Source organism: Alloalcanivorax dieselolei B5 (assembly GCF_000300005.1).
Lineage (GTDB): Bacteria > Pseudomonadota > Gammaproteobacteria > Pseudomonadales > Alcanivoracaceae > Alloalcanivorax > Alloalcanivorax dieselolei.
This window is the reverse complement of record NC_018691.1, coordinates 2,253,047-2,273,418: the sequence shown is the minus strand read 5'-3', so window position 1 is coordinate 2,273,418 and position 20,372 is coordinate 2,253,047. Positions and strand designations below refer to the sequence as shown.

Annotated in this window: 18 protein-coding genes and 2 pseudogenes; 11 read left to right on the top strand and 9 right to left on the bottom strand. The window is 58.1% G+C overall.

What is annotated here, in order from left to right; translation table 11 throughout:
• Position 1 precedes the first annotated feature (1 nt).
• From B5T_RS10260 to B5T_RS23830, 4 genes are all read right to left on the bottom strand, one after another.
• Positions 2–751: a hypothetical protein gene (locus tag B5T_RS10260; protein WP_014994434.1), complete on the bottom strand. Its 750-nt coding sequence runs from the start codon at positions 749–751 to the stop codon at positions 2–4.
• A 62-nt stretch (positions 752–813) separates the two neighbouring features.
• Positions 814–1,149: a hypothetical protein gene (locus B5T_RS10255; protein WP_014994433.1), complete on the bottom strand. Its 336-nt coding sequence runs from the start codon at positions 1,147–1,149 to the stop codon at positions 814–816.
• A gap of 55 nt (positions 1,150–1,204) precedes the next feature.
• On the bottom strand, positions 1,205–2,515 hold the full coding sequence (locus B5T_RS10250) for a hypothetical protein (RefSeq protein WP_014994432.1): 1,311 nt from the start codon (positions 2,513–2,515) through the stop codon (positions 1,205–1,207).
• A 344-nt stretch (positions 2,516–2,859) separates the two neighbouring features.
• Positions 2,860–3,240, bottom strand: a complete 381-nt coding sequence (locus B5T_RS23830) for a DUF2493 domain-containing protein (protein WP_014994431.1) — start codon at positions 3,238–3,240, stop codon at positions 2,860–2,862.
• Positions 3,241–3,484: 244 nt separating this feature from the next.
• Between B5T_RS23830 and B5T_RS10240 the strand changes: the two genes are divergently transcribed.
• The 5 genes and pseudogenes from B5T_RS10240 to B5T_RS22575 form a co-directional block, all read left to right on the top strand.
• Positions 3,485–3,769 carry a hypothetical protein gene (locus tag B5T_RS10240; protein WP_014994430.1) on the top strand — a complete coding sequence of 95 codons (285 nt, stop codon included), beginning with the start codon at positions 3,485–3,487 and terminating at the stop codon, positions 3,767–3,769.
• Between the two features lie 73 nt (positions 3,770–3,842).
• Positions 3,843–4,319: a RadC family protein gene (radC, locus tag B5T_RS10235; protein ID WP_014994429.1), complete on the top strand. Its 477-nt coding sequence runs from the start codon at positions 3,843–3,845 to the stop codon at positions 4,317–4,319.
• Between the two features lie 102 nt (positions 4,320–4,421).
• Positions 4,422–5,745, top strand: a pseudogene (locus tag B5T_RS22885) (IS3 family transposase).
• Between the two features lie 208 nt (positions 5,746–5,953).
• Entirely contained in the window at positions 5,954–6,226 is a 273-nt protein-coding gene (locus B5T_RS10220) for a hypothetical protein (protein WP_022996807.1), read from the top strand.
• Positions 6,227–6,879: 653 nt separating this feature from the next.
• Positions 6,880–7,134, top strand: a pseudogene (locus B5T_RS22575) (DDE-type integrase/transposase/recombinase); the annotation flags it as partial.
• 302 nt (positions 7,135–7,436) lie between these two features.
• Here the strand turns inward: B5T_RS22575 and B5T_RS10210 are convergent.
• From B5T_RS10210 to B5T_RS10190, 5 genes are all read right to left on the bottom strand, one after another.
• Positions 7,437–8,042: a TetR/AcrR family transcriptional regulator gene (locus tag B5T_RS10210; RefSeq protein WP_026949633.1), complete on the bottom strand. Its 606-nt coding sequence runs from the start codon at positions 8,040–8,042 to the stop codon at positions 7,437–7,439.
• A gap of 240 nt (positions 8,043–8,282) precedes the next feature.
• Complete coding sequence (locus B5T_RS10205; RefSeq protein ID WP_026949632.1) at positions 8,283–9,515, bottom strand: NAD(P)/FAD-dependent oxidoreductase; 1,233 nt, start codon at positions 9,513–9,515, stop codon at positions 8,283–8,285.
• 75 nt (positions 9,516–9,590) lie between these two features.
• Complete coding sequence (locus B5T_RS10200; RefSeq protein ID WP_014994422.1) at positions 9,591–11,240, bottom strand: GMC family oxidoreductase; 1,650 nt, start codon at positions 11,238–11,240, stop codon at positions 9,591–9,593.
• Positions 11,241–11,257: 17 nt separating this feature from the next.
• Positions 11,258–12,670 carry a cytochrome P450 gene (locus tag B5T_RS10195; RefSeq protein WP_026949630.1) on the bottom strand — a complete coding sequence of 471 codons (1,413 nt, stop codon included), beginning with the start codon at positions 12,668–12,670 and terminating at the stop codon, positions 11,258–11,260.
• Between the two features lie 12 nt (positions 12,671–12,682).
• Entirely contained in the window at positions 12,683–13,003 is a 321-nt protein-coding gene (locus tag B5T_RS10190; protein WP_014994420.1) for a 2Fe-2S iron-sulfur cluster-binding protein, read from the bottom strand.
• Positions 13,004–13,126: 123 nt separating this feature from the next.
• Here B5T_RS10190 and B5T_RS10185 point away from each other — a divergent pair, with 123 nt between their 5' ends.
• From B5T_RS10185 to B5T_RS10160, 6 genes are all read left to right on the top strand, one after another.
• Positions 13,127–14,191 (top strand): AraC family transcriptional regulator, encoded by a 1,065-nt coding sequence (locus B5T_RS10185; protein ID WP_014994419.1) that lies wholly within the window; start codon positions 13,127–13,129, stop codon positions 14,189–14,191.
• Positions 14,192–14,386: 195 nt separating this feature from the next.
• The gene (locus tag B5T_RS10180; protein WP_014994418.1) at positions 14,387–15,319 is read left to right on the top strand and encodes a metal-dependent hydrolase; all 933 of its coding nucleotides are present in this window, start codon (positions 14,387–14,389) and stop codon (positions 15,317–15,319) included.
• The gene (locus B5T_RS10175) at positions 15,316–16,155 is read left to right on the top strand and encodes an SDR family NAD(P)-dependent oxidoreductase (RefSeq protein ID WP_014994417.1); all 840 of its coding nucleotides are present in this window, start codon (positions 15,316–15,318) and stop codon (positions 16,153–16,155) included. Before B5T_RS10180 ends, B5T_RS10175 begins: the two co-directional genes overlap by 4 nt.
• Before the next feature lie 20 nt (positions 16,156–16,175).
• On the top strand, positions 16,176–17,171 hold the full coding sequence (locus B5T_RS10170) for an alpha/beta hydrolase (protein WP_167321214.1): 996 nt from the start codon (positions 16,176–16,178) through the stop codon (positions 17,169–17,171).
• A gap of 32 nt (positions 17,172–17,203) precedes the next feature.
• Positions 17,204–18,853 carry a flavin-containing monooxygenase gene (locus B5T_RS10165; RefSeq protein WP_014994415.1) on the top strand — a complete coding sequence of 550 codons (1,650 nt, stop codon included), beginning with the start codon at positions 17,204–17,206 and terminating at the stop codon, positions 18,851–18,853.
• On the top strand, positions 18,850–20,355 hold the full coding sequence (locus B5T_RS10160; protein ID WP_014994414.1) for an acetyl-CoA acetyltransferase: 1,506 nt from the start codon (positions 18,850–18,852) through the stop codon (positions 20,353–20,355). The genes B5T_RS10165 and B5T_RS10160 overlap by 4 nt, the downstream gene beginning before the upstream one ends.
• Positions 20,356–20,372 lie beyond the last annotated feature (17 nt).

Below are 20,372 nucleotides of genomic sequence, written 5' to 3'. Positions count from 1 at the left end.
TTTATGGGTTCAACTTGAACGTTCGGCGGTGTCGAGTGCGCGTCTGGAAGGTCGGCGTGGAGGGGAACCGTTCGGCCTTCCCCCCAATAAAGGCCGAATCCCCCTCCGATGTCGTGATCGGTTCAACGGGCAGGGGCTGTTTTCCAAGGGTGAAGCGCCTTGAAAGCCTTTCGATTGCTCGGGCACGTTCTTCAGGTGGCAGGGCCAATGCAGTGCCCACGTCCTCTTCCAGACTATCCAGCACGTCAAATACTGCGGGCGTGATGGGCTGGATGATCGATGAGCCCCGGTTCGGTGCGGTTGAGCCATTAAATAACGTCGTCAGTCGCCGCCATACTGAGCCCTCTTCTTGATCCTGAGGCTTCAGATGGTGGGTCATGCCCTTGAGCGTGTTGATTTCATTACGTAAGGCAGTCAGCGCCGCCTTGTCCGAATCCACCACTGCCACACTTTGAGTACGAGTCGTCAGCGCGGCGTTTTGGTCGTTGGAGTCTTGAAGCGTCAAGGTTGAACCCGAAGGAACGGCCATGCGTTCAATTTCACGCTTTACCGCACGCACCTGTGCCTTAACCGATTCATACTCTTCCGGTCTTTCTTCAAGACGAATAGCGTCAATGACTGAAGCACCAATGGCCTGCACCGCCGCCCGGTCAGTGGCACTCAGTGGCGTGTTGTGGGACCGTTCGTCTCCTACCGAAGCCACCGCCACGACCATGAGCGCGCTCGCGGCAATGCATTTTGTTTTCTTCATGGTTCTCATCCCTGTATCGATGCTTCAAAACGGTTCAGCTTCGCCTCATGAGGCCGGAGTAGCTATCGGCTGATCCCCATCCGGTCAATAATCGGCGCACCATCGTAATCGCAGGCATTTGCCTCGATCGTCACGCGTTTTCCGGAGAGCATTGCGCCATAGGCCAGCGAGGCGAGTAGTTTCGTACCACCGTCCTCAGTTCCGTCCCCACCGAACACCGCCTGATTATCGATACACCCAGTAGGGCCGACGTCCTGATCAAAGTGGAGATGCACCTTATTTGAAGCCGGTTCGACCACTACTTCAGTAATCAGAGCACTCTGCGACGCCGCATGGGCGACCCCAATGGCAAATACGCCAATCAGTCCCAGTGTGGAAATCTGGATCGTCCGTTTCATCGTCATTTCTCCTTTTTTATTCCATGTAGAAAGAACTCACATCTTCCATTTGTCTCTACATAGAGGACATGAGAGGGATAAGTATTGTCGGGTCGAGATCCGCGGCTCCCACGGCTGGGGTGTCTTCCACCAACTCGGTATCCGTGACGCCCAAGGCACCTCCGTTACCGACACGGCCAGGGCTGGAGGAGCTTTCGGCGTACTGTTGCTCTACTTCCTTTCGGCCACTGCCAACGGGATTGCCCGATGTATCCAGTGTTTCCAGGCTCAATGATGCGATGGGATCGAGGGATACGATTTGATTGTCGGATACGTCCAGGTGGACAAGGTTAACGGCCCACTCCAAACCCGTGAGGTCTGTGATCCCTAAATTGCTGGCATCCAAGGTCGTCAACTGAGCAAGATCACCGCGATTCAGAGCATCCAGAGCACCACGGCCAAGGGCGACGTTGATCGCCCGCCTCAAATTGGCATCCGGAATGCTCACCACGGTGTGTAGATTTCCTGAGTCCAGCCCGTCGGCCGCCGCCATGGCGCGAACCACCAAGGCCGTGTCATACGCCCGCGCTTCCCAGCTCCCATTCGACGCCTGATTCAAGGCCATGGAAGACAGCCAAGCACTTGCGGCCGCGGTGTTGCCGACCAGCAGCGCCGCGTGAGCAGCCAGCGCCTGCAACACTATTGGCTCGGCACTATTCATTTGGCCAACTAGGTTAGCCACTCCGTCCTCTATGAGCGGCGTCAAGGCACTGTCTTGACTGACCCACGGTGCAAGCCCCTTTACCACCAGGGCCGTTACAAAGGGGTCAGAGCCACTCTGCTGCCCCAACGGCCAGCCATCCTGACCAACCTGTGCGTTCTTGAGGTAGTCCAGCGCGGGTTGGATGGACACATTCGAACCCCCGGCTGCAGTACCAATGCGAGCCAGGGCTTCCAAGGCGAGTGCGGTGTCCAAGGGGGATTCCAGGTAATGTGAACTGAGGCCCCAACCTTCGTGTCCGGAAAGGGCTGGGTCTTGAATCTCACTAAGTCGAGGTATCCACTGACTGGCGGTATTGGTACCAGAAGCAGACAAAGCCACCGCGCGGCGGGCGCCATAGTCCACATTATTGCCGGCGCGATTCTGTAGCCAGGTCACACCCCGATAATAGGCCTCTGTACGTGCGCCACTGGCATGGAGAGCCTTGACCACTTCTGTGGTCGCGATAAATCGCTCCGTTTCGAGCACACCCCAACTGCCGTCCGCATTCTGTTGCTGTGTCAGCCAGGAACGGGCCTGCTCAATGGCACTCTCGTAAAGAGCGGATGCGGATAACGGTGCCCCCAATAAAAACACCACCATAAACGGCAGCATAATGCGTCGCATAGCCTTATTCCCTTAGGATTCTTTATGGAGGCCCAATCTCCATAGGGCCTTGTTTCATCCCAAGCTAAGGCTTCTTAATGACACTTATACTCCGCTCTCCCCCGCAGAAAGCCGCAACATCCTGCTCTTTATTATGATTTTTTTATGATATTTTTTTCCTGCCTCCGTTATTTCCTACAGGTGGGCTGAGGCTTCTCTTGCCTCAGCGGCACGCCTATATCAGCCACCAGCAAAAGACTTCAGCCGATAAGGGTTTGGTCAATCAGGCCATCCACGACGTTAGCGCCGCAACCAAGCTTTTCCCACAGAGCCTCTGCATCATCAGCACAGATGGGACAAACCCTCTAACAGGCTTTGGGTTGATGTCGATTTCCATACGGCATCCAAATCGGAATACCTTCCCTCACCGCCAGACTTAATAAATGACCGATGCCTTGCCCGCCGTTCAGAGCGACAATGCCATCGGGATTCCCGTGCTCTATCAGCAGGCGATTCAGGTGCCGCCAAGCGTTGTCACCATGGCGCCGTACATTCAAGGCATAGACAATGTGGTCAATCCCGTTCGATGCGGCCCAGCGTTGCGCAGTCTCCGCATGCGGGTGGCCACCGTGAATCAGCGCCACATCGATCTTCCGGAGCGACAACAACTGCCCCAGCGCCTTGAGACAGGCATGGGGGGAACCGCCTGCCTCACCACCACAAATCAATACTCGATTACTGTCCATAATAACAGTATAGAGTCTCGTCCTTGAATCCTGCAACAATAGGTTTGGCTCTCGCCGCACAAACCGTGTGGCCCCTTGCCTTAACGCCCTGCCGGATCGTGAAACGGGGCGCGGCCGCTTGGCTCGATCCATCTTCTAACCTCGCCTTCCATGGCTCTCTTTCAATCATTTCACCCCACGGGGAAACACTTCCCCATGGGGCGCATCCGCGCGTGTTTCTCCGTGCTTATTCAGGAGACGCACCATGCCTACGATCCAACCCCGTTTCCCTTTGGGAGCAACTGTCATCACACCGGGTGCCGCTGCGGCGTTTGCCGACGCCAACGTTCACCCCGCCCACTATCTTCAACGTCACCGTCATGGCGACTGGGGCGAGATGCCGCCAGAAGACCAGGCATCAAATGAAGAAGCACTCACTGAGGGATACCGACTGATGTCGAGCTATGCCATCGCCCCTCACACCACGATCTGGGTCATTACGGAAGCGGATAGGAGCGTCACCACGCTGCTCCTGCCTTCCGAATACTGATTGACCTCGACTTTTCCTCTCCACCCGGGAGCCCCTCCCGGATGGAGGGACTCCCAGTATTCTGGGATTTATCATGAAACGTCACTCATCACTCCGTGAGGCGGAGCAAGCGATCATCGACGCGGCCTGCGGGCTGTTGGAGCGCCGACTACGCCGGCAGTATCATCGGCACACCGAGGTGTTCGACAAACCCGATGACGCAGCGAAGTACTTTCAACTCAAGCTGTCCAGTCAAGAGCAAGAAATGTTTGTCGGCATCCTCTTGGACAATAAACACCGGATGCTGCGGTACGAGGCATTCTTCCAGGGCACCGTCGACAGCTGTGCGGCGCATCCGCGAGAGATCGTCAAGGCCGCGTTGTCCTGCAACGCCACGAGCCTGATACTGGCGCACAATCACCCATCAGGCGTGCCTCAGCCCAGTGCCGGTGACCGCGAAGCGACAGACCGAATCGACTCCGCGTTGGAATTGATCGGCGTTCGCTTACTGGACCACATCATCGTCGGCCATGGTCAATGGTTCAGCTTCAGCCGACATGGCCTTCTCTAAGCTACGCCCCGCATTTTGAACTGCCCCCCGAAAGTTGGACACTCACCCAATCGTAGGGGGGGTTAGATGAACAAGCACGCGGACTAATTCAAACTTGAGGTTGTGCTTTATCATGAGAGCCAGGGTGGCGGTGCTTTGCGCACCGCCACCCACTTTGGCCTTGACCATGGTACCGTGCGTACGTGGGTGTCGGTTTATCGTCAGCATGGAGCTGACGGTTTGGCTCAACGTAAAGTAAACGCCATCCATACTATGATGTGGCATTCAAACTGGAAGTCCTAGACTTTCTAGATCAGGGCAGATCGATTCGGGAAGCCAGCACTCGCTTTAATATTCCAAGTCGCTCTACCATACGAGAGTGGCAACGCCGTTACGAATCCGGTGGCGCTGATGCCCTAATCCCCCGTCTCCGAGGCCGCCGCCCGATGAAAAAGCCTCCGAAGCCCAGCTATAGACCAGCCGGAAAGATGACATCGAAAGAGATGGAAGAGGAGTTGATGTAACTGCGGGCAGAAAACGCCTACCTAAAAATGCTGAAGGCCTTGGCTCAAACAAAGCGATCAGCCGTCGAGAAAAAACGCTGATTATTAATGAGCTAAGGCCTGAGCATGCGCTTACGCACCTACTGCGTATCTCTGGACTTGCACGTAGTGTTTACTACTACTGGCGCCAAGCACTGAAACGCCCGGATGCCTATGTTGCTGAGAAGCAACGCATCCAATGTATCTTCCACGCTCACGAAGGACGCTATGGCTACCGGCGCGTGACATTGGCATTACGCCGTGAAGGTTGCTGCCTCAATCACAAGACTGTATGGAAACTGATGGGGCAGTTAGGCCTGAAATCCAGGGTGCGCCCCAAGCGCTATCGCTCATATCGAGGGAAAATGGGCCGTGTCGCGCCCAACAGGCTGCAACGAGACTTCCGGGCTGACCGCCCCCACCGTAGATGGGTTACAGATGTTACAGAGTTCAACATCCAAGGAAAGAAGATCTACCTCTCGCCCGTGCTGGACTTGTATAACCGGGAGATTGTGGCCTACGAGGTCGCGCTCACTCCTCAGATACAGATGGTGACGACAATGCTGGATGGAGCATTGGAGCAAGTTGAGGACCCCAAGGGGTTGGTGCTGCACTCTGATCAAGGTCGGCAGTACCAAATGTCAGCCTATCGCAATCGACTAACTGCTCGAGGCGCCGAGGTCAGCATGTCTCGCTCCGGCAACTGCCTGGACAATGCGGTGACGGAAAGCTTCTTCGGGGTCTTGAAAAACGAGTTCTTCCATGGCCAACGATTTGGTAGTGTGGATACCTTCATTGAAGGGCTCAAGGATTATATCCACTACTACAACCACGAACGCATCAAGGTTAATTTAGATGGCCTGAGCCCTGTAGAGTACAGGACTCGGACCTTGAGCATCACCTAGATGAACCGTCCAACTTTCGGGGGGCAGTTCATTTTGCAGGGCGTTTTCGTTTGGGGCACCAGGTCAAGGTAGACGTATTTGCCCAAGACGTTGATACACAAACTATTGAATTTGCCCGCCTTTCAGGCGTATAACGTCTGGCAGTGCCCATTAGAGGATGCGATGGCCACTTTAGGGATAAAATTCCGAGAACTGAGGATGGAGTCCCATGTCTCAAGCGCGATGTTTCGGTGACCGCAACGGCCAGACCGTGTGGGTCACCATAGGGTATCGAGAAAGCCTGCGGGGGTATTACATGGTCGTGGAGTCACAAGACGCGAAGGGCCGCCGGCACGCCATGTACTCCAGTGCTTTCCGGCGGCAGCTGCTGAGTTATCAACGGGAGCTGAAGCGATTAGGCATTACCGTCCCCCAACAGGTATTCCGGCAGGCGGCCGAGCAGGGCTCACGGCACCAGGCGTTGTATTCGCTGGATCCATAGGGCGATCCAGGTAACGGACACCCCTATTCCCACACGCCTTCCGGCGGAAACCCGCCGCTCTATGTCACAATATGCCATCACCCGCCGCCACGACGGTCATCGTGGTCCCTTGCCGCTTGCGGCATGACGCTCTGCCGGATCGAGAATCAGGGCAGCCTTCGGGCTCCGATCCTGCCCTCCCGCCTATAACGACACTATAACGGCGCACCTACGAAGGGAGGCGCTCAACGACGCGCCGGTGGTGAACCGGCGTTTCTTCTTTTTACTGTGGATCCCATCTTCAACGCGACACCATCGGGCTCATCGACGGTGCCGGCACCGGTGCGGGCTATTGCTTTCCCCTGGTCGTTTCCCTTTTTTCTATTTTGAGACGGCCCGGGGAAGGCAATGGCCTTCATCAACCACGCCGGCCGCCTGCCGCCGGACACCGGCAGCGCCCCTTTGTGCGGACCACTCCGGTGGCCGCGCCCGCTCACGTTCCGGTCCCACACCCTGATCTGGACCAGGCAATGGTGATGGTTGCACGGCAAGGCCAAAAGACTATTGCAAGGGTTTTGTTCATCAACACGCGGGTGCTGCATTCCACCTCTTTCCGCACCCGCCCGCATCCCAATCTGAACCGCCCCGGCTTTACCGGAGACTCCATATCTTGAGATGTTTACGCACACTGTATCGTCGGTTGGCGCGTAGCAACGTCGAAGAAAACGGCACTGGTACTGGACGCTCTGGAGCAAGCCCTGTGGTCACGAAAGCACAGGCAAGGATTGATCCACCATAGTGATCGGGGAAGCCAATATCTCTCGATCCGCTACACAGAACGTATGGCTGATGAGGGTATCGATGCCTCAGTCGGCACCACCGGCGACTCCTACGACAATGCGCTGGCCGAGACCATCATCGGCTTATTTGTAGTAATTCAGACTTGACCTGACAGTTGCCGATTCTTCAGCAGGTGTCTGTCAGGTGAAGTTCAGCCTATTAACTTTTACTTCTGGATCGACTTCTTATCCCACAAGGTGCGACTGGCGTTCTACCGCAACACTTCCTCCCCTGGTGGTGTATTATTGCTGTAGCAATTCAGCGTAACGTACAGATCTTCCTTTAACGCTTCCAGGCTGTTGTATATTTTCCGGCATAATGATGAAACTTCTTGGGGAACCTTCTTATGGAAGCGCTCGCAGATGTCACTGGTCTGCGGTAATACTATGAATCACATACCTTCGTTTAGCACCGCGTCGCGGATCATGCGCCAGACAAAATCGCCTATCTCCTCGAGCGTATAGCGACCATCGTCGCTAAACCAAGTGGCTACCCAGTTGAGCGCACCGAGGCCTATAAGACGCAGCAAATCCAGATCCACTTCCTTTCGAATTACCCCTTTCTCCGCCAGTGACTTAAGCATAGTCGCCCAGAGGGACTCATAACGGTCGCGCAGCTTGATCATCTCCTTACGTGCTTCGCCGCGCAGAGAACGCCACTCAAACAACAGTACATAGACCATGTCCGAGCCGCTGACCAGCATCTGAAGGTGCGCATTGATGCCTCTACGCAATTGCTCCACGGGTTCCGCCGCACCGGCCACGGCTTCGGAGACAGCAGTCGAGGTTTGCTCCAAACCAAGGCGCATCAAATCAACAAGAATATCCTCCTTGGCCTGATACCGGTAATGAAGGCTGCCGGGCAGCAGATCACACGCTTTTGCGATTTCTTTCACCGTGGTCCGGTCATAGCCCTGCTCCCGAAACAGTCGAGCGGCGGATGTCAATACAAACTGACGATCAGACCGGGCCGGGCCGACCTGGCGCTTTTTTTTCATGGTTTTCTCCTCCGGCCTCGGGGTGCGGCGCGAATCCGAATTGCGAGAGCCCATTGCCTGCATCAGACCGACGACTCCCCCCGGAATGGCTCGTCGCGCCGAAGATCCGCGCGGCCCCATTGATTTTCTCACAAGTCATCGGGTGAGCACCACCGGCCTTGGTCAGCTGGCCGGGAAAGAGACCCGGGCCGCGTGCGGTCTGCGTCGCACCGCATGGCGGCGCTGCTTCAGTATCAAGCCTTATGCCAACGATTTCAATTCGGTGCTCGGATCCTTCAATGCTTCAACACTGACGTCCTTGCCTTGATATACGAGCTTCTTCCCGACCATGAAGGCCATGGGCATATTTACCGCGTCAACGGCCACCAGCCGGCTTCCCTGTAAATAGAATACCACAAACGCTTCATCCGAGGGATTGCCGCGAACCACCCGCTGATCGTGGTTTTGAGATAACCCCACCATTTGCAAGCGTACGTTAAACTGGTTCGACCAGAACCACGGCACGCTTTTATAGGGCACGCGCTCACCCATAAGCGTCGCGGCCGCCGTACGGGCCTGATCGACGGCATTCGCCACGGACTCAAGTCGTTGCATCTTTTCAAATAACAGATTCCGGTGGCGGGTACAGTCGCCGATCGCCAGGACAGCGGGATCCGCGGTACGAGTAAACTCGTCAACGACAATACCGTCATCACAGGGCAAGCCCGCGGCCTCGGCCAGAGCGGTTTCCGGAAGAACACCGATGGAAACAAGCACGATATCGGCCGGCACGATACCGCCGTTCGCCAATCTCACGCCAGTCACACAACCTTGCTCTCCCGCTTCGAAGCCGGTAACCGCGGTGTTCAAACGTACATCCACGCCGGCGTCAGTATGCTTGGCGTAAAAGAATGCGGACATCTCCGGCCCAGTAACCCGTTGCATAAGCCGATCAGCGGCTTCCAGTACGGTGACATCGACGCCGCTCTTGTTTGCGCTGGCGGCGACCTCGAGACCGATATAACCGCCACCCACGATGACCAAACGTTTCCCTGCAACTAATTGTTGACGCAAGTTATCCGCATCGGCTATATCATGCAAATAGTGAATGCCTTTCAAGTCCGCTCCTGGCGCATTCAAACGCCGAACACGCGATCCCGTGGCCAGGACAAGTTGATCGTATTTCAAGGTGCTCTGGTCCGACAACCGGATGATCTTGTTGTTTCGATCGATTTGCACGACTCGCACACCGAGCCGCAACTGATGACCCGCGTTTTCATATATTGAGATCGGCTTCAAATACAGTGAACCCTGATCAACTTCGCCTGTCAGGTAATTCTTGGACAGAGGCGGGCGCTGATAGGGTGGGTGGGGCTCTTCGCCCACCAGAATCACTTTATGCTGATACTTCTTTTGCAACAGTGTTGTCAAAAGCGCTCCCGCCGCGTGCCCGCCGCCAACGATGACCGTCGTTTGTTTCTGATTGTTCGTCATAGCCTGTCTCTTTTTTACTGTGCCTTGGGGTCCAATTTCACGATTACAAACGCCATGGGGACGAGCACGCCGCACTCAATACCGCGATCGGCCGCGGGACACCTTGAAATCCTCGAGAATCATCTCAGCCCCCTTCTCGCCAATCATGGTCGCCGGCTGATGAGTATTTCCGCCCACCAGGGTCGGCATAACGGAAGCATCAACCACCCGCAGGGACCGGAGGCCATGCACGCGCAGTCGGGGATCGACCACCGCCATTGGATCCAATCCCATCTTACAGGTACCTACAGGGTGGTAGGCCGACTCGCCGCTACGCCTCACCCATCTGGCGAGCTCTTCGTCACTGCGCAGCGTCGGTCCCGGCGATATCTCGACCTCGTGGTGAGACGCGAAAGCCGGCTGCTCCAGAATCCTGCGTACTAAACGCACCCCCCGAACGAGTTTCTCGACGTCGGTGGGCTCAGCCATATAATTGGGGTCTATCAGCGGTGCCGCGAAGGGATCGGCACTGTGCAAACCGACGTGGCCGCGCGACAAAGGCCGGAGCCCATAAATCATCACGATGTAACCATAACCGCTCATCGCGGTCTTCATGTCCCGCCCGTGATCAGCGTACAGCATCGGCCCGAAATGCAGTTGCAAGTCGGGGATCGGCTCTTCCGCACGGGAACGAATAAACCCACCGGCCTCGGCGCCGTTACTCGACAGTACACCGCGGCGACCGCTCAGATACTGCAGCAGGGCCCGAAGGCCCTTGAACCAGTAGCTCGGATGCATGGAAATGCTCTGGCGGTCGCGCGCTCTAACACGCACGAACACGTCGATGTGATCCTGCAGATTCCGTCCGACGCCCTCCAGCTCATGACGTAATTCAATCCCGTGCCGGGACAGTTCACCGCGCGGCCCAATTCCAGAAAGCATCAGCAACTGCGGAGAATTAAACGCGCCGCCGCAGAGTACTACTTCGCGCCGGGCACGGACCTGAGCCAGCCCCTTCACGCTCCGATATTCGACACCGGTGGCATGGCCGCCCTGGAGCAACACACGCGTGACGTGCGCTCCGCTGCGGACAGTCAGGTTGGACCGAAACGCCGCGGGTTCGAGATAGGCACGCGCATTACTACAGCGCGCGCCGTCCTTCTGATAAACATAGTAGTAGCCCACGCCTTCCTGTTCACGTCCGTTGAAATCCGGGTTGCGCCGGTGGCCCGCCTGCATCGCCGCCTTGACGAACGCCGTGCTTAGCGGATTGGTATAGCGGCGCTCGGCAATATTAAGCGGGCCACCCCGACCATGAAACGCCGTTTCAAGAGCCGCCAGCTCCGGCTCGAAATGTTCGGATCTTCGGAAGTAAGGCAACACATCGGCATACGACCACCCTTCGCAACCGAGCCGTGCCCACTCGTCGTAGTCCCGGGCATGTCCGCGAATGTAGACCTGCGCGTTCATGCCGCTGGACCCGCCGACCATCTTACCTCGTGGCTGATATAAGGCACGGCCATACATGTGCCACTGCGGCTCGGTATTGAACTGCCAGTTGACGCGACGACTGAAGATCAGCTGCAGAAAGCCCAGCGGCATATTCACGAACGGATTGCGGCGGCTCTCCGGACCTGCCTCGAGCAACAGCACCGAATGGCGGCCGCATTCGGATAGACGGTTGGCGACGACGCATCCGGCCGAGCCCGCCCCAACCACGACATAATCGAACTGTTCGGGTGACATCGGCTCCGGACGTAAATTCAATTTTTTGCGGTCAACTTGACCATTAGCTTGGAATAGCCCCGCACAAAGTTGGACTGCACACGCTCGGGCTCACCCACGACCTCTATGTTATCAAAGCGCTTGAGTAACTCTTCCCACAAAATCCGCAATTGCAACTCAGCCAGACGGTTTCCCATGCAACGGTGAATGCCGTAGCCAAAGGAAATATGATTCCGCGCGTCCTTGCGATCAATAATAAGCTGGTCGGGATTTTCGAACTTTCGTTCGTCCCTATTACCCGAGGCATACCACATCAACACGCGGTCCCCTTTCTTAATGGTCTGACCACGCAGCTCCACGTCCTGCGTGGCAACCCGGCGCATGTGCGCGAGTGGAGTTTGCCAGCGGATAATTTCCGAAACCATGTTCGGAATCAATTCCGGGTTTTTCTTCAGCTTGATGAATTCCTCGGGGAACTGATTCAGGGCCAACACACCGCCGCTCATGGAGTTGCGGGTAGTGTCATTGCCGCCAACAATCAGCAGCGCCAGGTTGCCGATAAACTCCATCGGACGGTTGATCAAATCCCGGGTATCCTTGTTACTCTGTAGCATGCTGATCAAGTCGAAACCCGGAGGCTCACCAGCCTTGCGTCGTGCCTCCTTGTCTCGCCAAAGCCTCGAGAATGACCAGGCCATGTCCGCGGCATCGTCAAACATGATGTCTTCGTCGGTAAACTCGCCACCAGTCGCCGAAGATGCTCCGGACAGTCGGTCCGACCAATCAACCAGCTTGTGACGCTGCTCGTAAGGGAAATCCAGCAACGTTGCCAACATGCGCCCGGTCAACTCCTTGGACACTGCCGGCACCCAGTTGAAAGCTTTGTCCAGGGGCAGACTGTCGAGCACCTCGGCGGCGCGCTGCCGGATCAGCCCCTCCATTTCCTTGAGATTCTGGGGTGCCACCACACCTTGGACCGCCCGGCGTTGCACATCATGTTTTGGCGGATCCATGGCGATGAACATTTCCACCGACAACCCTTCCGGAGGATCACCCAGAATGATTTGTGGCTCGGAGGAAAAGAGCTCGTGATTTTTATCGACGAACAAAATGTCTTCATAGCGTGTCACCGACCAGAATGGCCCGAACTGGCTGCTTTTCTGGAAGTGCACCGGTGCCTCATCACGTAACCGCTTGAAATAGGCACCCCACTGATCTTGCCGATACAGAAAAGGGTTGCTGGTGTCAATATCCTCAAGTGCCAGGGTATTGACGTCAGGCACGGGCCGTTCGAGAAACTTGACCTGTGGGCGTGTTGACCCCAGTGCCTTTTTCTTCGCTTTCATCAGAGATTTGAGTGCCTTGATCTGTAAGTGCATAGGCACCAATCTCGATGTGGCATTAATCATCTTTGTTTGCATGGCATCGTTCGTGCCTGACTTGGTTGACATGGTGACCTCCCGCTACATCTGAAATTCAGGCAACAGAACGGTCATACCGTCCATCGCCTCAGTGGTTCGAATCTGACAGCCCAGCCGAGAAGTTTCTGCCCGCTCCGGAGTCATGGACAACATCTGCTCTTCAGCATCATTTATTTCCCCGGTCTTTCCGAACCATTCATCGGTCACTATCACGTGGCAGGTGCCGCAGGCGCATTCCCCACCGCAGTCTCCGTCGATGCCGGGCACAGCGTTATTAACAGCAACCTGCATCAGCGAGGAACCAGATTCAAACTCGGCAATGTGCTCGGTACTGTCATGCTCAATGAACGTAATCTTACCCAAGACCTTTCTCCAGCAAGTAACTTAATGACTGCATCGTGGTTGTTGATTCGCTTGCCAGGGAGGTCATTTATTGACACACTGGGGTCATTTAAAGACAGGCATGCCTATCAACGGACAGTATCAATGACACAGCAGAAGGGTGAACCGAAAGCTTCGGAAGGCGGCATTCCGTCGAACTATTCACGACTTATTGCCCGCGAGCTGGACTTAACCGTCAGCCAGCTACCCTCGTTGCTGCAAGGTACCGGTCTCGGTATCGCGCAATTTCTGGGCGAGGACAGTCTGCTCACGCCAGCTCACCAGGTGCGTATTTTGCGCAATGCACTGGCGTTGTCGGGCCAGTTTGAATTCGGCTTACGGCTGGGTAAGCGTCTGACCCCGGCGACCCACGGCGCCATCGGTTTTGCCGCCTCGAGCAGTCCGGACCTGCTCACCGCGCTACAGGCGATTCAGACATTCCTACCTACTCGCGCAAGCATCGTCGAGCTACACCTGCAGGAAGCTGAAGAACACCTGGAATGCCGACTGGACTTCCAAGTGCCGCTGGACGCGGATATCGAGCGTTGCCTGGCGGATACCATGATCGTGGTGCTGCTTGAATTCGGCGAGTTCGTTGTCGGTCGCCCATTACATGAGGCTGAAATTTGTTTTACCCACCGGACACCTGAGTACCACGCGATGTACTCGGACTACTTGCCCGGTCGCATTCGTTTTGGCTCCGATAAGTTCACACTAAAACTGCCGATGGCACTGTGCCGGGAACCGAACGCCTCCGCCAATCATGAAAATTACCGCCTGGCTCTTGAGCAATGTGAATCAATGCTTGCCGAGCTTCAGAACCACAAGCCCAGCTACCAGACCCGGCTTAAGAAGATGATGCTATCGAGACCCCCCGGTTCGCTCAGCGAAGACGAAGCAGCGGCCTCCCTTTTCATGAGCAAACGCACTCTCGCTCGCAAGCTCAAGGAGGAAAACAGTAGTTTTAGGAAAATTCGTGACGAAATCCTATCCCGGCAAGCGATCAGCTACCTGTGTGACAGCAAGCTTTCGATCGAAGCCATCGCCGCGTTGATGAACTATCATGACGGAGCCAATTTCAGGCGTGCCTTCAAGCGCTGGTTCGGTCTTTCGCCCGATCAGTACCGGCAGCACGCCGGTTCCCGGCACACTCTACCCCCTGCCCCCTAGGGTCGTCCGGTACCACGCTCCGGCATTCCGTTTCCTTTCTTTTGTACCGTATCTCGACCGGCCTTTCCCGCCGGTCTGACGCGATCTGTTTCCCGGCGCGCGAAGATATCCACTGACTGCTTTTTTTCGGGCCTTGACATTTGGTCAATCGCCCAAATAAAGTGACTCAACAGTCGAACTACTCAGGAGGTCGACATGGTGATCGCGAGCCGCAAGATTGGTTACGATGAAGTCGAACACAGGGATTTGAATTTCGGCATGAGCCCGGAGACGGTGCCGCGCCACTGGTTCAACAACGATCCGTGGATCACTCACTGGATGAACGCGATCCTGGCCGCGGTGCCGGACGGCGAGCGCTGGGTCATGCAGGCCACGAGTAAGCAACTCGAGAATCTTCACGATCCGTCAGTGCGCAAAGCCGCGATCAGCTTTATTCGACAGGAACGCTCCCATGCACGGGAGCATGACGCCATGAATGAAGCGATGGTCGCGCACGGCATTCCAATAGACCGGGCGGAGGCCGTGTTCAAGGCGATCAGAAAGCCCCTTCAACGCTACCTGGGCGGCGCCACCCAGTGCGCCATGGCCGCGAACTTCGAGCATTTCACGGCCGTGATTTCCCAGGTAATGCTCGATCATCCGGAACTGTGGGACGATACCAGGCAGGAAGTCGCCGCCATGCTGTTCTGGCACTTCGTGGAGGAGACGGAGCACAAGTCAGTCAGTTTCGACGTGTTCGGAGAGGTAAGCGGGGGCGGCGTCCGCGCTTACGCAATCCGCATGGCGACGCTCGCTCTGGGTACAGCCCTTTTCCTGCCTCTGGTGCACGGTAACTGGCTGTATTTCCTCTGGAAAGATCGGCAGCTCACGAACATCCCCTCGGCACTGCGCGCCATTAAGTGGTTGTACTTCGCACCTGGAATCTTCACCCGAGCTTTTGTGATCGATACGCTGCCTTTTCTCTCCCCCCGCTTCCATCCATGGGACGCCGATAACCGGGAAGTCATCCACGCCTGGAAGCGCGCCTACGAGGAAACCGGTGATGCCCAGCAGGCTTACCAAGCATTCCGGCAATGGCATGACGATAACAGGCGTGACACAACAGCGGAACGAGTGACGGCGGCGTGAGCGGTGCCAAGCGTAAAACACTGAAACCCTCCGAGGGGGCAGCGGCCCTGGTCACGGGGGCGGGCAGCGGCATCGGCCGCAGCTTCGCCTATGAGATCGTGCGCCGTGGCGGATCAGTGATCTGCGCGGATATAGACCGCCAGCGCGCCGAGCAAACCGCCAGCATACTCTCGGAATTGGGCGAAGGTCGGGCTGTCGCCTACCGCTGCGACGTAGGTAGCGAAAAGCAGATGGCCACGCTCGCCGACAAGGCCGAATCGCTGCTCGGACGGCCAATGACGTTGGTGGTCAATAACGCCGGGGTGGGCGTAGGCGGCCGCATCGGAGAAGTGCCGCTTGGCGATTGGCGCTGGTGCCTCAAAGTCAATCTTTGGGGCGTCATTCATGGTTGTCACTTCTTCGCACCCAAGCTGCGCGCACTGGGCTACGGCGGCATTGTCAACGTGGCTTCGGCCGCCGGTTTCGGCGCGGCGCCGGAGATGAGTGCGTATAACGTGACCAAGTCCGCGGTCCTTTCACTCTCCGAAACTCTGGCGGCCGAGCTGACCGGCACCGGCGTGCATGTTTCGGCCCTGTGTCCCACCGTGATACCCACCAACATTCTGGACAAGGCGCGCCTGCCCGAGCACCGCGGCGATTTCGCCCATGCGGCCATGCGCAAGTGGACCTTCGCCACCAGCGACCAGGTGGCACGCCGGACCCTGGACGCCCTCGATCGAAAGCAGCTTTATGTGGTGCCGCAGTTCGACGGGCGTTTCATATGGCGGTTCAAGCGCTACGCGCCGCGGCTATACGCTCGCGCGCTGGGCGAGGCGTATCGCCTAGCCGGGGGCTGATATCCGGCAGGAGGCAAATCATGACATCATTCTCGGCAAGAGTTGCCGACCGTGGTTTTCGGCTACTGATGAAGCGCGAGCCGGCTAGTCCCGACGAGTTGGTGATGCGGTTACGGCGCATCGCCGCGGTGGCCCGCCTGCCGGGCGGGCTGCCGTCCGGAGTCACCGCGCGCAAGACCACCATTGGCAATGAACCGGCCGTGCCACCCGGCGTGCCGGCGGTGCGTGTCAGCCCCAGTCAGCCCACGGCCACCGTGCTGTATCTCCACGGTGGCGCTTTTATCAGTGGCCGTTTCCCTACTTATGCTGAGCTTTGCGGGCAGCTGGCCAAGAGACTGAACGCACGCGTGTTCTGGATCGACTACCGCCTAGCGCCGGAGGCGGCCTACCCGGCCGCCCTCGACGATGCCCACCATGCCTACAAGGCGCTGGCCGAGGACTATCCTGACGAGCCGCTGGCCCTGATCGGAGATTCCGCGGGTGGCAACCTCACTCTGGCCACGCTGCTGAGGCTGCGCGATGCGCAGGCCGCCTCGCCCGATTCCTCCCCCCGCATGCCAGCCTGCGCCGTGTCGATCTCGCCCGGCGCCGATGCGGTTGGCGATACACCGTCGCGCCAGGCCAACGCGGCCAGCGATGCCATGCTGACTCCACGCATGATCGAGATGGCCACCAATCTGTATCTGGCCGGCCATGATCCCCGGGATCCCTATGTCTCACCGATATACGGCGATTTCCGTGGCCTGCCGCCTCTTTTGCTCACTGTGAGCGAATCCGAGGCCCTGCGTGATGATGCCTATCGGGTAGCGCACCGTGCGCGCCAGGCCGGCGTGGCCGTGACCCTGCGCGCCCGCTGGAATATGCCACATGTGTGGCCGGTGTTTCATTCCATGTTGCCGGAGGCGCGCCAGGACGTTACCGAAATAGTCGGCTTTATGCGCCGGCATTTGTCGGCGCCCGTAGCATGCACCCGGGCCGTGGCACGGACGAAACTGCGCCTCGCGCATAGCGGCTAAGCGACCTGCCAAAAACTGGAAGGAGGACCACTATGAATGTCGCGGAGGACCGGATTCAACAAAGCCGTCGTGGCCAGCGGGCGCCGCGCCACGGGAGCGCTGAACCCGACCACGAGATTTTGATCATCGGCGCCGGCTTCGCCGGAATGGGCGCGGCCATCGAGCTTCTCAGCCGCGGCGTGAAATCCTTATCGATCATCGAGCGTGCCGCCGATGTCGGCGGCACCTGGCGCGACAACCGCTACCCCGGCGTGGCGGTGGACATCACTTCTTTCGTCTACTCTTTTTCCTTCGAGCAGAATCCGAACTGGTCGCGGGTCTTCGCGCCGGGTGACGAGCTGCAGAACTACGCCCGCCGTGTGGCCAGCAAATACGGCCTCTATCCCTACATACGTTTCGGCGTCAGCGTGAAGCGTGCCGAGTTCGATGAAGGCGAGCACTTGTGGCGGGTGACAACCGACAAGGGATGTGTCACCGCACGCCACCTAGTGTCCGCCACCGGCGGGTTGATCTCGCCGAAGATGCCGGATATCGAAGGGGTCGAGGATTTTCAGGGCGAGCGCATGCACACCGCGCGCTGGGACCACAAAGTGGATCTCACCGGCAAGCGGGTGGCGGTGATCGGTACCGGCGCCACCGCGGTGCAGCTGATTCCCGAAATCGCCCCGCGGGTGGCGCATCTGGATGTCTATCAGCGCACGCCCATCTGGGTACTCAAGAAACCGGATGTCCGTATGCCGGGCTGGATGCGCACCGTCTTTCGTTGGTCGAGCCTGGCCCAGCAGGGAGTACGTACCACCACCGATGCGCTGACCGAATCGTTGATGATCATCGCGGCGGTTTACTATCGGCGCTTTCCCTGCCTGGTGCACTGGGCCCAGCGCGCCGGCGTCAACAACATGCGCGAGCAATTGCCCGATAACCCGGAGTTATGGGACAAATTAACCCCGCGATATGGCTTCGGCTGTAAGCGGCCGACATTTTCCAACAACTACTTTTCCACCTTCAGCCGTAGCAACGTCGATCTGATCACCACTCCTATCCAACGCATCACTCCCAAGGGCATCGAGACCATCGATGCCATTGAGCACGAGATCGACGTGCTGATCCTGGCGACCGGCTACAAGGTTTTCGAAAAGGGCAATCTGCCGTCCTATGAAGTCGTGGGACGCGGCGGTGTGGATCTGGGCGAATTCTGGGAGCGGAACCGTTACCAGGCCTACGAGGGCCTGACAGTACCCGGCTACCCCAATCTCTACATCATGCTGGGTCCATACGCGCTGATTGGTTCATCCTATTTCAAAATGGTCGAGGGTAACGCGATTCATGTGGCGCGCTGCATCGAGGCCGCCCGAAAGCGGGACGCGACTTGCGTGGAGATTCGTCAAGACGTGCACGATCGCTACTTCCGGAATATCCAACGACGCCAACAAGGGACGGTGTTCCTTAACCACAATTGCGCGGCCTCTAACAGCTATTACTTCGATCATCATGGCGACGCGCCCATGCTTCGACCTTCTACCTCTTTCGAGATGCTTTGGCGAGCGAAACGCCTGCCCATGGCTCATTACCATTTCAAAAAGGCCTATCCGGCAGGATGGCTATCAGGTGACTCAAGGCTGACGTCCAACAGCAGGCCTTTTCCCGGAGATGATACCGTTGCGGAGGTTATTCGCCGATGACGACTCATGAGGAAACAACACCGGTGCTGGTCGGCGCCGGCCAGATCAGCGCGCGCGAACCGGATACCGAGCGCACCCCCATAGGCCTGGTCGCCGAGGCTGCCCGAGCCGCGGCGGCGGACTGCGGTGTGACCGGGGTTCTGGGTCAGATCCAGTCGTTAACGTGTCTCAACATATTGGCGCCGTCTTATTCCGATGCCCCGTCCACCCTGGCGCGGCATCTGGGCATCGACCCCGGCGAGCGCTTCTACACCCCCATAGGCGGGAACATGGGTCAATGGCTGGTCGGTTACTATGCCGATCGCATCGCCGCCGGTGGTCTCGATTGTATCTTGATCGCGGGCGGCGAGGCGCTTGCCACACAGATGCGCGGCAAGGGCGCCGGCCTGTCCGGAGTGCTGGACACCGCCACCGGCGAGGGTCCGCGACTGCTCGGCGATGACCGCGAGCCGACCAATTCGGCGGAACAACGCCACGGGCTCAATCTGCCCATCCAGATCTATCCGTTGTTCGAGCAGGCGCTGCGGGGTCGCTACGGCCTTGACCCAGTCGAGCACCGACGAATGCTGGGCGAATTCTATGCCCGATTCAACGCCGTCGCGGTCGACAATCCGCGAGCCTGGCGCCGCGACCCTTTATCGGCGGCCGATATCGCCGAGCGCTCACCCAAAAATCGCATGGTCGGCGCGCCCTACACCAAGCACATGAACGCCCTCATCGCGGTGGATCAGGCCGCCGCGCTGGTGATGATGTCCGTGGCCAAGGCCCGGCGGCTGGGCATCGACCCTGAACGCTGGGTGTACCCCCTGGCCGCGGCAAACGGCCACGATCATTGGTTCGTCTCCCAGCGGGCGGATCTTTCCCGCTCGCCGGCGATCACCGCCTGCGGCGAGCGGCTGGCAGCGACCAGCGGACTCGGGATCGACGCGATCGATCACCTGGACCTGTACAGCTGTTTCCCCAGCGCTGTACAGATGGCGCGCGACGCGCTGGGTATCTCCGTGCATGATCCCCGGCCACTGACCGTCACGGGCGGCTTGGCTTACCATGGCGGGCCCGGCAACAACTATTGCACCCACGCCATTGCCGAGATCATGAACCGTATCCGCGCCGACCGAAGCACCACCGGATTGGTCAGCGGCGTAGGCTGGTACATGAGCAAGCATTCGCTGGGGCTCTACGGCGGAAGACCGCCCGTCGGCGGTTGGCGGCCGATCGATCCGGCCGGGCTGCAAGCCGAGATCGACGCCGGCCCCGTCGTGGAACTGGTGGAGCAGGCGCAGGGCAAGGCCCGCATCGAGACCTACACTGTCATGCACGACCGCGCCGACCGCCCGGTCCAGGGTATTGTGCTGGGCCGCCTGAGCGATGGTCGGCGGTTTGTTGCCAACACTCCCACCGACACGGACCTGCTCAATGCCATGACGAACGAGGAATTTCTCAATCGCACGGGCCGCGTGCACCACGATGGCAAACGCAACCTATTTACCCCGGAGGGGTGAGCGCAAGGAGGAGACGA